The organism is Candidatus Micrarchaeia archaeon, assembly GCA_041650355.1.
In the GTDB taxonomy this organism is placed as follows: domain Archaea; phylum Micrarchaeota; class Micrarchaeia; order Anstonellales; family Bilamarchaeaceae; genus JAHJBR01.
The window spans coordinates 1-14,991 of the sequence record JBAZLI010000012.1 but is presented as its reverse complement, the minus strand read 5'-3'; the positions used below and the strand labels follow the sequence as shown (position 1 = coordinate 14,991).

Here is a 14,991-nt window from a genome sequence, read left to right as displayed (position 1 = left end):
TCTTCGTAACGAGGAGAACCACCTGCTCCTTGTCCGGAAGCGCGTCCGGCCCCACGAGCTGCACTATTTCCTGGAGTTCGGCTTCCTTCTGGAGCAGTTCCATGGCCTTGTCCCTCATCCCGGGAAATTCATCAGAAACATTGGTCCTGAGCCATTCGTCCAGGCTGTCCTTGTAAAGCGAGTAGCTCTTGAGCCAGTTGATGGCAGGGAAGTGCCTCCTTTGCGCAAGAGATGCATCCAATGCGAGGAACACCTTGGTTACGCGCAATGTGTTCTGGGAAACAGGTTCGCTTATGTCTCCGCCCGGCGGGGAAACCGCGCCTATTATCGAGATGGAGCCGTAGCGCTCGTCGGTTCCCATCGTGCGCACCCTTCCGGCCCTTTCGTAGAATTCCGCGAGCCTTCGCGCGAGGTAAGCCGGATATCCTTCCTCTCCGGGCATTTCCTCCAGCCTTCCCCCGATTTCACGCAACGCCTCTGCCCACCTGCTGGTGGAATCCGCCATGAGCGCCACGTTGTAGCCCATGTCCCTGTAATACTCGGCGAGCGTGATTCCCGTGTATATGCTGGCTTCGCGCGCAGCGACCGGCATGTTGGAGGTGTTCGCGATAAGAACGGTCCTTTCCATGAGCGGCTTCCCGGTCTTGTCGTCCTTCAGGTGCGGGAATTCCGTGAGCACTTCGGTCATCTCGTTTCCGCGCTCCCCGCAGCCGATGTAAACCACTATTTCAGTGTCGGAATATTTGGCAAGGCTCTGCTGGGTTACGGTTTTGCCTGAGCCGAAAGGCCCTGGAATGGCCGCGGTCCCGCCTTTTGATATCGGGAAGAACGTGTCAACGACGCGCTGCCCTGTGACCAGCGGGATTACCGGCGGGAGCTTCTCGGTATAAGGCCTGGGCGTGCGCACGAACCACTTCTGGTACATGTAGAGGTCCTTCTTCTTTCCCGCAACTTCTATCTCGCCTATCTCCTGCTCTATGGTGTACTTGCCTCCTTTTATGCTGAGGATTTTTCCCCCGTACGGGGAAAGGACCCTGTGCACTATGAGGTCTGTTTCCTGAATTTCCCCGAGCACGTCGCCCATCTTCACGTGATCCCCTGCCTTGACTTTCGCCTTGAACTCCCATTTGATGTCGCGCGGGAGCGGAGGGACGTTTATGCCCCTGCGGATGAAATAGCCGCTCTTCGCCTCTATGTCTTTCAGCGGCCTCTGTATGCCGTCGTAAATGTTCCTGAGTATTCCCGGACCGAGCTCCACGCTGAGAGGCTGCCCTGTGTTTTCAACCGGTTCCCCTGGCTTGAGCCCGTTGGTGTCCTCGTAAACCTGCACCACCGCGGTCCCGCCCACGATTTTGATTATTTCCCCCACGAGGCCCTCTTCCCCTACGCGGACCACGTCGTAGAGCTTCGCGTCCTCCAGGTTCTTCACTTCCACGACCGGCCCGGAAATCCTTTTTAGCGTACCTTTCTTTGCCATTCAATCACCTTGAAATGCCATCATTGCTTTTTCGTCATGCTTCTTTCCCTGCTCACTGCTTTGCGACTATGTCGAAGCCCAATGCGCGCTTTATGAGCGCCCTTATGTTCGCGGCCTCGGTGCTTTCCACCGCGACGTCCGGAAGCGCGACCACCACCGGATAGGCGAGGTTCGAGATTTTCTTCTTCAGGCGCCAGTCCATCTGCTCGCCCAGCTTCTCGCTTATGAATATTATCGAGTATTCCTTGGAATCTATCAGCCCGGAAAGCTTCTGCTCGGCGTCCTTTTCCACGGTGAAAACGTCCTGCACCCCTGCGAGCATGAAGCCTTCGGTGAAGTACCTTTCCCCGAGCACGGTTATTTTTCCCTGGGCCATTTCATCACGTCAATTCTAGTCTAATTCTGGAACACCAGCATCTCCTCTATCTTCTTGTCCGGAGTGCCGAATTCCTTCGCAGTAGCTATCTTCCGTATGTTGAGTAGCAGGAAGCCGAGCAAAGTTCCCAGCGAGAGCGTGGTGCGGTAGAATGCGCGCACCTTCGCGGCGCCAAGCATCTTCTCGAACTCCATCTCCAGCTCCACCACGCCCGCAGGCGGGGCTTTCAGGCCGAACAGCTGTGCTGCCGCCTTGAGCGTGTCCTTCTCGTCCCTCGCTTCTATCATCTGGTCGAAGCTCTTGAGCGGCTTGCTTCCGTCCTTCATCAGGAACCTGCTTATTGATTTCCTGTCGCTTACTCCGTGGCGCTTGAGCCTGATTATCGTGGTTGCGTTCTTCAGGTCTATTTCAGTCGCGAATGTTTTGGCTATGGGCGCCATCTCGCGGCTCTGGAACATGCCGCTCTTCCGGTAAAGGGAGTAGTAGAACCTGTCCAGGAGCAGCTCGAGCTTCATGATTTCCGCGTTGCCGAAATGCATGAAGATTTTTTCAAGCTCGGTGCTCGAAACCATGCCGCTTTCCACCAGCCCCTTTCCAAGCCTGGTTTTCACGAAGCGCATGAAGAGCGCGGTTCCCTTTCCTTCGAAAAGGCTCTTGGCCTCGCCTTCGTCCAGCGACTCCAGGGGCATGAGGAAAGGCGCCACGTCCTGGTAGGCTTTGCCGGTAAGCCTTGCATTCAGCAGTATTTTCGTATTCACCACATCCCATTTGGTCAGGAGCACGTCCACGGCTTTGCGGTCTTCCCCAGGGGCTATGCGCACGAGTTTCTTCGCGACAGAAGCGAAGTGCCTCGCGGCCGCGACTTCCACCAGCTCCGAGCCGTGGTGCTTCATCGAAAGCTTCACCAGCTCCTCCTTGTACGGAGTGCGCTCCAGCATCCCTATGACCGCGTCTATGCTCCGCACCCTCACCAGCTCCTGGAGGAACTCTTTTTTCAGGAGCAGGCTCTTCATGGAACTCACGCGGGCGTTGGAATAGCCGTACTTCGCGGGGCGGTAGAACGGGCTGGCCTCTGCCAGGGCCCCGTACAGCCGCTGCACCAGGGCCGTGCCCCCGGAAATGGTAAGAGATTCTTTATCCATAATACTCACGCATTTACGCATTCGCGCCCGCTATCTGCCTTTTTTGTTCGCTTCCGAGAAGAGCGCGGCGTATATGTCCTTCCTGACCGCGTCGCGGTTGGCTTCGAGCAGCTCCTCCATGCTCAGGTCTATCCTGAGCCGGCCGTCCTTGCTCTCGACTATCGCCCCGCCGAGTATGTCCGCGTCCTCGACCACTGGCGCGCCAACAGAAGCGAGGAGCTTCTTGTCCCCCTTGCGCACGTGCACGACCGCCTTCCCCCCGAATTCGGAAACCACCGAAGAGACGCTCTTCCTGAGCTTCTCGGCGTAGTTCCTGGTCTTGGCGTATGCCTTTATCTGCCCTATCAGGCCCTCTATGGCCGAATTGACCGCGTCCTCGCGGGCTTCCGAGAGCACGCGCTTGGCTTCGAGCTTTGCCCAGCTGAGGCGCTCGCGCCTCTCCCCCTCGACCATTTTCCTGGCTTCATCTTCCGAGGATTTCACCTTGGCCTCGCCTTCCGAGCGAACTTTCGCGAACTCGGCCTCGAGCTCGGCTTCCGCTTTCTGAATGGCGCCTTCGCCCTCTTTCTTGGCCTCCTTGAGGATGGCGCCTTTTATGTCCTGCAGCATGTTACAGACCCCGGCTCATATTGGGCTGGTTATCTTGCTCACTATCAGGTAGGACACTATGAACCCGAATATCAGGATGGATTCCGGAATCAGGTAGTATATGAGAAGCTTGCTGGATTCTTCGGGCCTTTCTGCAATTACGCCCATTGCGCTTGAACCCACGCTGCTTTGCACTACCGCCGTAGCCGCTGCCGCCCCGAGCATCGCAATTGCCGCGCTCAGCGCTATTGCCCCCGGATCCCCCAGCCACGTTCCTGTTACCGCGGCTGCCGCACTTGCTGCTGTCGTTGCATCTGCCATATGTTTTCACCTTTTTCATTTATCTTTCAATCCTTCCATGGCGAAAGGCTCGAACGCCTTGCCGCCACCCTGGAAGAATTTTGAGTAGAATTCTACCAAATTGAGCCTGCCCCCTTGCACGATGCTCTCGAACATCGCGAGCGCGGCGTTGAACACGTGCAGGAGGATGAATACGATGAGGACGATGAAGCCTTTTTCAGGCGTAGGCTCGAACATCTCGTTGATTATTTCCGCTATTATCACGCCGGCCGCACCCGCGGCCGCGATTCGCGCGTAGGACATCGCGTTGGCCGCGAGCCCCGGAATCTCGAAAAGGCCCGGGAGCCCTTCAGCATAGAAGATAACCGGGACCATCGCCACCAAACCGAAAAGCGCATAGTTGCCTGTCTGGGAAGGCAGGAGATTGAACATGAGCGAGCACACCGCGACGGTTCCGCACATCAGGGCCACGAACCACGCGATTTTGGCGGCAAAGTGCTTCTTGTCGTGGTGGTATGCGTTCACAGCGCCCAGAAGGAAGCCCAGGCCGAGCTGGGCCACGCCCGCAAGCACTGTGAGGCCTATCACGAGGCTGAGATTGTGGCCCCTGCTTATGCCCTGGTACAATGGCGCTGCCATCCCCAGGTTAAGGCCCCATGCGCCGAGCAGCTCTATCAGCCTGAAGTGAGTGAGCCCGAACCATTCGTCAAACACAACCCCGAAGAACATGGCCGCTATCGAGGAAGTGAGCCATATCTTGGCAACGTTGCCGAGCATGCCGCCCTTGAACTTGCGCAATATGAGCATGGAAAGGAATATGGAGATGAGCCCGTAGCCCACGTCCCCGAGTATCATCCCGTATACTATCGGGACGGTGAACATCAGTATCAAAGTCGGGTCGAGCTCGCTGTATGCCGGAAGGGAATAAAATTCGACCAGGAACTGGAACTGCCCCGTGTTCTTTGGATTGTCGAGCACTATGGGCGCGCCCTCCTCTTCGTCGTATTGCAGGAGCTGGGTTTCCTCCGCGAAATCCCTGGAGAGCGCTTTCTTCAGGTTCGGGACGTCGCTTTTCTTCAGCCAGCCGCTCACTGCCGTCACTTTTCTGCCTCCGGCGAATCTGGCGGCAATGGTGGCGCGGTCCGAAAGCATGGAAAGCGCTTTCTCAACGCCCAGGAGCCTTCCGAAATAGGTTTCGCGCAATGCCAGCAGCTCCCTGTCCGTTGCAGCCAGCGAGGAACGCGCATTTGAAATCGCGGCTTCCAGCTCTGCCTTCCCGTTCTCGAACGTCGTGAAATTGGGCGGGAGCGCTATGCGCTCGAAACCATACCTTGAAGCAATGAAGTCTATGCTCTCCTTGCGCGGATAGAACACGAGAACCGCGAACTTCTCTTTCCCCAGGGGCAAGTGAGCGAACTCCCCCGAGCCTTTTAGGTATTCGGCCAGGTCCTTCCTGAGCTTCGGAAGGGCCTCCTTCTTCACCGAACCCAGGACAAAGGTGAAATTCTTGGTCTCGAGGCGCGAGAAATCCATGTTGGGAAATGAGGATATTCGGTTCAGCTCTGTAAGCCGCTTCTCCAAATCCTTCAGCTGGGCGGCCAGATCGGACCTTGCTTTAGCCAGCTCCCGGAGCGAATCGTCAATGACAATGGATCTGGATTCGGCGAGCATTTTCGCGTATTCCGGCTCCTGGATCGGCTGCGCTTCTGCGGCCCCCCGCGCGTCTTTGGGCGAAGGGAATGAGGAGAGCGCGGAGATGAGGGAGCGGATTCGAACTAGTTCCTTTGATATTTCGTCGTATTCCTCAAGGGGCTTGCCTTTTTCGAGGCCGCCGAGCTCAAGGTGGTCTATCTGGACCATTCCGAGCCGATGGAGCGCGGAAATCAGGGCGCTCTCGCTGCTTTTGGTTGCGAGCAGCACGATTTTCTGCATCCTGACAGGTTTAAGCATATCCTCACAGATTGGAAACGAAGTTTTGGAAAACTGACTGAATCGCCTTTTCGCCGGGCTTTCTGGAGCGGAGCGGGCCTGCCTGCTTCTTCGCCTCGTCCACTATCCCCTCCACGAGCTTCTCGGTCTTCTGCCTCTCGAGCGCAAGAATCTTGTTCTTGGCGTCCACGGACTTCTTTTCGAAGGACTCGCGGAGCTCGACGCCCTTTTCACGCCCTTTCCTGAGCAGTTCCGCCACCTTGGCGTCATAATTAGACTGGAGCGCATCGGCTTCGCTTTCCGCAGAGCGGATGCTCTCCGCAAGATCCTGAAGGTCGCTGTGTTTCTTATCGGATTCGTGCGTGCTCATATAACCATCCTCTGGACATTGAGCTCAATTCAAAATCCTCGGCTTTTCAATATGGCTAAGGACTTTGGATTTGATCAAACAGCCGGGCCTGATCCATCTGGATTATTTGGATTAATTTAATAATTCTGAACCAATCTAAACTTCCAAAAAATCTGTTCATATATAGGATTAAACCTTTTTAAACCTTTCTTAAAAAGACGCGTACTGCGACGTTTTCCCAGGGCACTGGATGCGACAGGCCGGAGCTGCGGACAGGTTAACGGCTAGGGGAATGGAAAAAGGGAAAAGAGGAGTATGATGGGCAGATGGTAAGCCGAAGCTCCATCCGACCCTCACTTCGCTTTCCCATCCAAGCGGACGGTCAAGCACAAGGTATTTCTGGATAAACTTTAAATAGCCAAGTTTTCCTCTCGCAGAACAAAAAACACAAAAAATGCGATGGAGTCACACTTTGCCAAATCCCGCCCTGGGATGGAGGAATGGAAGCCGGATGTGTTCCTGCGAAATATAAAAATTTATAAATGAAGACGAGGTTATAGTGCGCATGGGACGAGACCATTCTGGAGTGAAGAGATTGTGGAATATAATTCTGGCCGCAGTGCTTGTCGCCGCGGCATTTTTCCTCGGAGCGTACCTGCTTTACCTGAACCAGAATTCGCTCATGGGATGGAATGCGCAGAACGGGTCATTAACCCCTGCCAACGGGACCCAGGCGAACGCGAGCGGAGGATGCGGCGATGACTGCCTGCTGAAGCTCGCGCTCCACACTGCGGACCAGTCCTACTGCGCGAACATGAGCGACGCGCGCGACGACGAATGCTGGGAGATTTTCGCGCACGACGACCTGGCCGCCTGCCTTGAAATAGACGATTACTCCAGCAGGAAGAACTGCATAGACGACATTTCCTTCGGGCAGAAGAACGCCTCGCTGTGCGACCTGCTTTCCGCGAACGACAGCGTGATGTGCAGGGAGAAGATAAATCCCCCGTGCATGGACGTGGCTGAAAAAGCCGGAAGGGAACTGTGCCTCGCCCTGGGCAAGAACGACAGCGCATATTGCAGCGATGACATGCAGTGCCTTGTCGGATATGCGAGAGAGAGGAGCGACCTGGCCGCATGCACCGCCATAAGCGGAGAGGCGGAGAGGAACGCCTGCTTCGGCATGGTCGCGAACAAGGACAGGTGCGAGCCCATAACCGGCGTGTACACCAGGGACTATTGCTATCAGCTCCTCGCAATCTATTCAGGCGACTATTTCTACTGCGACAAAATAGAGAACGATTTGTACAAGTTCAACTGCTATACTCCTGCCGCGATAGCGACCGGGGACGAGACATACTGCAAGAAGGCTGGCATCATTTACGACGAAGACTGCTATTCAAATTTCTCGCTCACCACCGGAAAGCTTTCCGGATGCCTCGCCATAAGCGACCCGTTCGAGGTTAACAAGAGGAACGGGTGCATGTACGCTTACGCGAGGGCCTTCGCGTACCCCTCGGTGTGCAGCTACCTCTCCATGGTTTACATGAGGACCAACTGCTACGCGAACGCGATAGCAGACGCGACGAACCTGACGGTGGAGAAGTGCGACGGGGTTTCCAACCCTGACTGGAGGGACAAGTGCTTCACCTCGCTCGCTAAGCAGACCAACGAGAAGAATGCGTGCACCTACATAAAGGGCACGGACGAAAAGAGCAGGTGCGAGTCCCTGTTTCCATAGAACAAATTTTCGTTTCGGTCTTTTCATTAGTCCAATTGAAACGCTAAAGAAAAGAAGCCGGAATAGCTGATGCGAAAATGAAAAATCATACTGAGGCAGGCGCGGGTTTCGCCTCTGGGGCGGCCGGCTGCTCAGGTGCGGATTCGGGCTTGGGCGCCACCTTCTTGAAATCCTCAAGTTCCTCGAAATAGCTGGGCTCGTACTGGAACTGGTCGTAGGATGCAATTTTGCCCTGGGACATCATGAGCTCCCGGGTGAGTATGAAGAATATGAGGGCAAGGGACTTCCTCCCCTTGTTGTTGGCCGGAATCACGTAGTCCAGGAACTTGGTCTCGTTGTCAGTGTCGCAGAGCGCGACCACCGGAACCCCGACTTTGGTGGCTTCCATGACAGCTTCGTGCTCGTTCTTAGGGTCGCACACGAATATGAGCTTCGGCTCCCTGAAATTGGGGAGCGCGATGTTGGTGAGCGTGCCGGGGATGAACCTGCCCCTGTTCAGCGAAACGCCGGTGAGCGCGGAAAATTTCGACGCCGCGTTGCCCGAGTAGGTTCTTGACGCGACCACGAGCACGTCTTCGGGCTTGTACCGCCCGATGAGCTTCGCGGTCTGCCTGAGGCGCGCGTCGGTCTCCCTGAGGTTGAGTATGTGGAGCCCGTCGTCGCGGGTCTTGAATATGTACCTGCCCATGTCATAGGTGTGCATCTTGGTGCCTATGTGTATGCCCGCTTCGAGATATCTCTCCTGCTTCACGAGCATGTTCGACTTTTCATCTTTTTCTTCTGCCATTCCTTTCACCTGAAACCTCGATTTGCTTTCGAGCGTTATTTCCCGTTCGGGAAAAATTGGGGCCGCCGAGACTTCCAAAGCCATTTCGAACCGTCCGGTCCGGGCATCTTTGAACTCAGATAACAGACACCCCAAGCCTGCAGGATACCAGGTTACCTCACGGCCCCGTAAACTTCATTTTTGGTACTTCTTCACGTCGTCCAGCTCCACGAAGGAAACGAACATGCGCCTGCAGCAGTAGCGCGTAACGCCAAGCTGGTCGAGCGCCTTGTCCACCCCCTGCGGGGAATTCTTCTTGTAGTCCTCGTAGAGGTCCCCGATAACGGAACCGCACGTGAAACACCTGACAGGAAATTCCATCCATTCACCTGTATGATTTCTGGAACCTGGCTCTTGCCTTCGGTCCCTTGTACTTCTTCGGCTCCACCCTCCTTACATCGTCAACTAGGAGCGAGCGGTCGTGCTCCAGGTAAGCGGCCTTGAGCTTGTCGTCCACAGTTGCGAGGTACTCCACGAGCGCCTTCGCAATCGCGGTCCTCGCCGCCTGGGCCTGCCCGAGCTGGCCGCCCCCGTGCACAGAAACGTTTATGTCCATGGACGCGGCTTCCTTCCCGATGAAGCCGAGCGGCTCCATCACTATCTCGCGGATGTACCTGTTCGGGATGGTTCCGAAGAGTATTCTATTGAACGTGTATCTTCCCTTCCCCGGGGAAACCACTGCGCGCGCGACCGCTTCCTTCCTCTTTCCTCTCGCGAGCACCACCAGGGACTTCTTCTGGGCTTTTTTCTTCCCGGCCTTCGCCTTCGGAGCTTCCTTCGCCTCATGCTTGTGCTCCGCAGCCTCCTTCTTCGGCTCGTGGGCTTCTTTTTTCGCCTCCTCGGGCTTCTTTTTCTCCGGTTTAGCAGCGTGAACTTCCTTCTTCTCTTTCTTTTCCGGAGCTTTTTCGACCGGTTTCTCGTGCTCCTTCTTTTCCTGCACTTTCTCGGCTGGCTTTTCGTGCTCCGTTTTCTCTGGCTTTGCTTCTTTGGCACGTTCGTGCTCTTTCTTTTCAGGAGCCTTCTCCGCGTGCTTTTCGTGCTCCTTCACATGCTCGGATGCGTGCACTTTCTCGTCTTTCTTCTCTTCCTTGGAGTCCTTCTTGGTAGCCATAAAAATCACCAGGTTGCGCCGAGGCGCCTGCACATCTGCTCGATGGTCACGCAGCGCTCCAGCCCTTTGTTCGCGCTGTCTTTGAATGCAATAGTTTCGCCCTTGAGCTGGGGATTCCCCACGTAGACCCTGAGCTTCCTGAACGCGGCCTTGCCCTTGGCCTTCTTGAACGGGAGCATGCCCCTCACCACCCTCCTGACGAGGAGGTGCGGGACCTTCGGCCACTTCGGTGAAAAATCCGGGGTGGCTTTCTGCTGGAGCCTGCGCTTCTGCATGTAATCCGCGACTACGTTGTCCGCGGTGCCCGAAACGACTAGCTTCTCGGCGTTTATCAAATGCACCTCTTCGCCCTGCATGAGCTTCTTCGCGACGTTGCTCGCGAGGCGCCCGAGAATCATGTTGGTTCCGTCGACTATCATGAGCATCACCTATATGAAGAGCACCACGGATTTCCCCTCCGGGTTCTGCTGGAACAGCTCGCCTATGGTGAGGGATTTCGAGCCGCCCTCGGTTATCGCCTTTTTGGCGCCCTCGCTGAACATGAATGCAGCTACAGTGACCTTCTTGGTCAGCCTGCCAGTGCCGAGCACCTTGCCCGGGACCAGTATGGTCGCGCCTTCGGACGCGTATGAGTCAATCTTGCTCACGTTCACTTCGACGCGCTTCCTCCGCGGCCTGGACAGGAGCTGGGCTGTGCGCTTCCACAGGCCCTTCTTCTCCTTTTGCAATTTCTCTATTAGGTCGTTCAAATCCTTTCTTTCGTGCATATCAATCTACCTTCGCCGTTCCGGCTCGCCCCTCTCGGGACTGAAAATAGAACAGGAAGAATATTGGATGGAAATGTTTAAAAATATAGGAGCACTCTCCGAGAGGCGGTTTTAAGCCCGCTCGCAGCCGAAAATGTTTTTCATCCTTGCAAGCTCCCTGGAAAGGAAGCCTGAAATTATTTCCTCTTCTGCCTCTTTCTCCGAAAGCCCCCTGCTCATCAAGTAAAAAATCTGCTCTTTGTCCAGCTCGCTTACGCTGGAAGCGTGCCTCGCAACCACTTCGTTGTTCCGTATTTCCAATCCAGGCAGAAGGTTCGCCTTCGCGCCTTTTCCCAGGAGGAAGGCGTGCTCTTCAAGATTTACGCTTGCGCCCGGGGCGTTTTTCCCTATCGAGGCGAACGCTAAATAGGAGGAGCTTTCATTTGCGCGAATCGCGCCCTTCGCCATCAAATTAAGCGAGCAGCCCTTGTCTTCCATCGGAATCGAGTTTTCCACCTTCACGTTCCCGTAAAATATGTCCTGGATTTCCAGCCTGGAATTTTCCCCGAGCGAGAACGAGTTATTTATTTTGGAGCCGCCGCGGAAAATTGAAAATACCTGGAGCGAGGAGTTCTTTTCCATACTTATCCTGTTCTCTTTCTCCTCATTTTCGTAAATGAAGAGGAGCTGCGCCGAAGAGCCGGCAGGGATTTTGATTGCACTATTTGAAATTTCGCTCCTGCTCCCCTTTGCTTCCAGCATTTCCATCTTCATCCTACCTTTTTCTCCAGCTCGTACTGAATCAGCCTGTTGAATTCAACCGCGTATTCGAAAGGGAGCTCCTTCACGAAAGAGTCCACGAACCCCATTATTATGAGGGAAACCGCTTCATTTTCCGAAAGCCCGCGGCTCATCAAATAGAAAATCTGCTCGTCGCTCACCTTCCCCACTTTCGCCTCGTGGTAGATGCTGCTGCGCTCCTGGGAAGTTGCGAGCAAAGGCCTGGTGATGTTGGTTGAAATATTGTCTAGAAGGAGCGCGTCGCACTTTACGCTGCTCCTTGCATCAATCGCATTCTCAGAAAAGCGCACCGTGCCCCTAAATGAAGTAATCCCGCCGTTTTTCGCTATGTTCTTGCTGTTTATTACTGAAGTGGTATTGGGGGCTTCGTGGATTGCCCGCGCCCCTGCGTCCTGGTATTGGTTTTTTCCAGCATAAGCGACCGAGAGGAATTCAGCGCGGGCCCCTTTCCCCTTGAGGTAAACAGCCGGGTATTTCATGTTCACTCCCGAACCTATGTTGCCGTCAATCCATTCCACTATTGAATTCTCGTATGCGAACGCCCTTTTGGTTACGAGGTTGTATATGTTGGCGCTCCAGTTCTGCATCGTGCTGTACCGCAGATGTGAGTTCTTTTTCGCAATCGCTTCCACCACTGCGGCGTGCAGGGATGCTTCGCTGTATATGGGCGCCGTGCATCCTTCCAGATAATGCACCTTGCTTCCCTGCTCGCATATAATCATGGTGCGCTCAAATTGGCCGAACGCTCTTGCGTTCATCCTGAAATAGGCCTGGAGCGGGATTTCCAGCTTCACATTCTCAGGGATGTGGAGGAAGCTCCCCCCGCTCCATACCGCGGTGTTGAGCGCTGCGAATTTGTTGTCCCCCGCAGGAACAATTGTTCCGAAATGCTTTTTCAATATTTCCGGGTATTCGCGCACCGCAGTATCCGTGTCGGTGAATATTATGCCTTTTTCAGCCCATTCCTTCTTGAGGCCCTGGTACACGGCCTCGCTCTCGAACATCGCTTCCACTCCTGCGAGGAATTTGCGCTCCGCTTCAGGAACTCCGAGCTTGTCGAACGCCTCTTTTATGTGCGGGGGAACATCTTCCCATTTCCGCATCTTCCTTTCGCTCGCCCGTATATAGTAAGTAATATCATCGAAATCCAGCTTGGACAAGTCAGGGCCGAATTTGGGCATGGGAATTTTCAGGAACAATTTGTAAGCTTCGAGCCTTTTTTCCAGCATCCATTCCGGCTCGCCCTTCTCTGCAGAGATTTCGCGCACGGTTTTCTCGCTGAGGCCCTTGGGGAGCCTGAATCCTTGCTCAGGGCTTTTGAAATCGTATTTGGAAATGTCGATGTCCACGATAGGTAAATGCGCTGAGATGTTTAAAATTATAACTAAAAGTCTCTTTTCTCCCCTGTCTTGTTTCTTATCGCGGCGGCCACAGGCGCAAAGAATTCTGCTCTGCATTCGGGCGGGATTTTTTTCCTGCTCATAAGCATGCGGGCCTTCAGAATGCATCTTTTCGCAGCGTCGTAGTTCTCATCTTCTATGGATGCGAGTACTGCCCTGCGAAGGCCAGGAAGATTGATGAGTGGAAACTGCCCCGCGTTTTTATGCACAACGCACGGGTCTTTGCCCGCGATTGAAGCCATATGCATACCTCCATGGAATTAAGCAAGAACAGTGTGGCAACAGGTATTTATATGTTTGTCACATACCATCGCATAAAACGCGTTTGGTTCAGCTGCATCTCTTCTACCAGCTCTGAATAATCGAACGAGTTGGCCGCATCCTGTTGCCAGATAGTGTAAAGCGACCGCTTCACCGAGTCCCCGTTATCCTGTGGGTTTTGCTCGGCATATCGGCCTAAAGGCCATGCGGCCTGCTGACCGCAAGCTCTAAAAGTCCTAGCGGATTTTCGAACCGCGGAGGTCCGGTAAAAAACCTGGCTTGGGCAGAAGCGCTGGTGTTTTGCTGGGCGAGGTTCTGGGGTCGTTTTAGGAAAAGATATAAACAACTTGGAAGCATATTATTCCAGCAAAATACGATGAGTTGATACGCTGATGCTGAAGATAGAGAAGCTCTCGGTTTCCAGGAACGGCAGGAAGATAGTGGATGGTCTGGATTTGACTGTAGGAGACGGGGAGACGCACGTGGTGATGGGCCCTAACGGCAGCGGGAAGACCACGCTCGGGTACGCGATAATGGGCCATCCGGGCTACGAGTGCGCAGGGAAGATAATCCTGAACGGGGAGAACCTCGCAGGAATGCCTGCAAATGAAAGGGCGCGGCGCGGCGTTTTTCTCGCATTCCAGAACCCTGCCCAGATTGACGGCGTGAGCCTCATCGGGCTTATGAGGAAAGCCAGGAGAGCGAAGGGAGGGAACGAGGATTTGGGCAGATTCAGCGAAGAGATGAAGGAGGGCGCGAAACGCACCGGCTTCCAGGAATCCATGCTCTCGCGGGATTTGAACGCCGGGCTTTCCGGAGGGGAACGGAAAAAGAGCGAGGTGCTCCAGATGCTCGCGCTTGCCCCGAAGCTCGCGATACTTGACGAAATAGACGCAGGGCTGGACGTGGACGCGCTAAGGACGGTCGCCAAGGCGATAAAGGAGGCCGGGAAAAAGGGGCTCTCGCTCCTGGTGATTACCCACCACGCGAACCTCCTCAAATACCTGAAGCCGGATTGCGTGCACATAATGCTTGACGGAAGGATAACCAGGACGGAAAACGGGAAATTCGCGAAAGAGATAGAGAAAAAGGGCTATGAATGGCTCAGGGAGAAAGATGATTGACGCCAAGAGGATAAGGGAGGATTTCCCCATATTCAGGAGGAAGGTGAATGGGAAAAAACTCGTATATTTGGACAGCGCGGCCACTTCCCAGAAGCCCAAGCAAGTGATTGAAGCGGTTCTGCGCCAGTACGAAACCAGGAACGCGAACGTGCACCGCGGAGTGCACACTCTCGCAGAGGAATCCACGCTCGCTTACGAGGAAGCCCGAACTAGAGTGGCGAAATTCATAAATGCGAAGCCAGAGGAGATTGTTTTCACCAAGAACGCGACTGAAGCGCTCAATCTCGTAATGCGCTCCTACGGCATGGAAAAAATTGGAAGCAAAGGCAAAATCACTACTACTGTTATGGAGCATCACAGCAGCTTCGTCCCTGTGCAGATGCTCGCAAAAGAGAAGGGAGCGAAGCTGGAAGTGATGGAAATAGATTCGGATGGCGCGATTGCAGAAAGCGAATTGGATAAATTGGAAGGCGCGGAATACGCTTCGGTAACCCATGTTTCCAACGTTCTCGGGACGATAAACCCGGTAAAGGAGATGGCGGGCAGGATTCACGAGGGCGGCGGGGTCATCTTAGTTGACGGGAGCCAGAGCGCTCCGCACATGAAGGTGGATGTGAAAGGCCTGGACGCGGATTTTTTCGTCTTCACAGGGCACAAGATGCTCGCCCCGATGGGAATAGGTGTGCTTTACGCGAAGGCTGAAATTCTAAAGGAAATGAAGCCTTTCCTTTACGGAGGGGACATGATTTCAGAAGTTCACATAAATGAGAGCAAGTGGGCTGAAATACCTGCGAAGTTCGAGGCCGGAACCCCGAACGTG

General features: G+C 54.6%; 18 protein-coding genes and 1 tRNA gene. 3 read left to right on the top strand and 16 right to left on the bottom strand.

Features of this window, described 5'->3' with window-relative positions:
- The 7 genes from WC488_01650 to WC488_01620 all read right to left on the bottom strand — a co-directional run.
- Positions 1-1,477: V-type ATP synthase subunit A (locus tag WC488_01650; GenBank protein MFA5077109.1), on the bottom strand; the 1,477-nt coding region annotated here is incomplete at its 3' end.
- A 52-nt stretch (positions 1,478-1,529) separates the two neighbouring features.
- A complete protein-coding gene (locus WC488_01645) occupies positions 1,530-1,853 on the bottom strand; it encodes a V-type ATP synthase subunit F (protein MFA5077108.1) in 324 nt (107 codons plus the stop codon).
- Between the two features lie 20 nt (positions 1,854-1,873).
- Complete coding sequence (locus WC488_01640; protein ID MFA5077107.1) at positions 1,874-2,995, bottom strand: V-type ATPase subunit; 1,122 nt, start codon at positions 2,993-2,995, stop codon at positions 1,874-1,876.
- Between the two features lie 30 nt (positions 2,996-3,025).
- The gene (locus WC488_01635; GenBank protein MFA5077106.1) at positions 3,026-3,604 is read right to left on the bottom strand and encodes a V-type ATP synthase subunit E family protein; all 579 of its coding nucleotides are present in this window, start codon (positions 3,602-3,604) and stop codon (positions 3,026-3,028) included.
- 15 nt (positions 3,605-3,619) lie between these two features.
- On the bottom strand, positions 3,620-3,904 hold the full coding sequence (locus WC488_01630) for a V-type ATP synthase subunit K (GenBank protein MFA5077105.1): 285 nt from the start codon (positions 3,902-3,904) through the stop codon (positions 3,620-3,622).
- A gap of 15 nt (positions 3,905-3,919) precedes the next feature.
- Complete coding sequence (locus tag WC488_01625) at positions 3,920-5,833, bottom strand: V-type ATPase 116kDa subunit family protein (GenBank protein ID MFA5077104.1); 1,914 nt, start codon at positions 5,831-5,833, stop codon at positions 3,920-3,922.
- Between the two features lie 4 nt (positions 5,834-5,837).
- Entirely contained in the window at positions 5,838-6,182 is a 345-nt protein-coding gene (locus WC488_01620) for a hypothetical protein (GenBank protein MFA5077103.1), read from the bottom strand.
- A 544-nt stretch (positions 6,183-6,726) separates the two neighbouring features.
- Between WC488_01620 and WC488_01615 the strand changes: the two genes are divergently transcribed.
- Positions 6,727-7,902 carry a hypothetical protein gene (locus tag WC488_01615; protein ID MFA5077102.1) on the top strand — a complete coding sequence of 392 codons (1,176 nt, stop codon included), beginning with the start codon at positions 6,727-6,729 and terminating at the stop codon, positions 7,900-7,902.
- Between the two features lie 85 nt (positions 7,903-7,987).
- Here WC488_01615 and rpsB read toward each other — a convergent pair whose 3' ends face one another.
- The 9 genes from rpsB to WC488_01570 form a co-directional block, all read right to left on the bottom strand.
- Positions 7,988-8,689, bottom strand: coding sequence for a 30S ribosomal protein S2 (rpsB, locus tag WC488_01610; GenBank protein MFA5077101.1), 702 nt, complete (start codon positions 8,687-8,689; stop codon positions 7,988-7,990).
- Positions 8,690-8,746: 57 nt separating this feature from the next.
- A tRNA-Pro gene (locus WC488_01605) sits at positions 8,747-8,856 on the bottom strand.
- Positions 8,857-8,863: 7 nt separating this feature from the next.
- Positions 8,864-9,049, bottom strand: a complete 186-nt coding sequence (locus WC488_01600; GenBank protein MFA5077100.1) for a DNA-directed RNA polymerase subunit N — start codon at positions 9,047-9,049, stop codon at positions 8,864-8,866.
- Between the two features lie 4 nt (positions 9,050-9,053).
- The gene (locus WC488_01595; protein ID MFA5077099.1) at positions 9,054-9,839 is read right to left on the bottom strand and encodes a 30S ribosomal protein S9; all 786 of its coding nucleotides are present in this window, start codon (positions 9,837-9,839) and stop codon (positions 9,054-9,056) included.
- Between the two features lie 5 nt (positions 9,840-9,844).
- The gene (gene rplM / locus WC488_01590; GenBank protein MFA5077098.1) at positions 9,845-10,264 is read right to left on the bottom strand and encodes a 50S ribosomal protein L13; all 420 of its coding nucleotides are present in this window, start codon (positions 10,262-10,264) and stop codon (positions 9,845-9,847) included.
- 3 nt (positions 10,265-10,267) lie between these two features.
- Positions 10,268-10,606: a 50S ribosomal protein L18e gene (locus WC488_01585; GenBank protein MFA5077097.1), complete on the bottom strand. Its 339-nt coding sequence runs from the start codon at positions 10,604-10,606 to the stop codon at positions 10,268-10,270.
- Positions 10,607-10,717: 111 nt separating this feature from the next.
- Positions 10,718-11,359: a SufD family Fe-S cluster assembly protein gene (locus WC488_01580; protein ID MFA5077096.1), complete on the bottom strand. Its 642-nt coding sequence runs from the start codon at positions 11,357-11,359 to the stop codon at positions 10,718-10,720.
- Positions 11,356-12,735 carry a Fe-S cluster assembly protein SufB gene (sufB, locus tag WC488_01575; GenBank protein MFA5077095.1) on the bottom strand — a complete coding sequence of 460 codons (1,380 nt, stop codon included), beginning with the start codon at positions 12,733-12,735 and terminating at the stop codon, positions 11,356-11,358. The genes WC488_01580 and sufB overlap by 4 nt, the downstream gene beginning before the upstream one ends.
- 35 nt (positions 12,736-12,770) lie before the next feature.
- A complete protein-coding gene (locus WC488_01570; protein MFA5077094.1) occupies positions 12,771-13,028 on the bottom strand; it encodes a hypothetical protein in 258 nt (85 codons plus the stop codon).
- A gap of 411 nt (positions 13,029-13,439) precedes the next feature.
- On the opposite strand from WC488_01570, the gene sufC reads away from it, so the two are divergent.
- Positions 13,440-14,171 (top strand): Fe-S cluster assembly ATPase SufC, encoded by a 732-nt coding sequence (gene sufC / locus WC488_01565; protein ID MFA5077093.1) that lies wholly within the window; start codon positions 13,440-13,442, stop codon positions 14,169-14,171.
- Positions 14,164-14,991 (top strand): aminotransferase class V-fold PLP-dependent enzyme (locus WC488_01560; protein MFA5077092.1); only part of this gene is annotated, 828 nt, incomplete at its 3' end. The genes sufC and WC488_01560, both read left to right, overlap by 8 nt.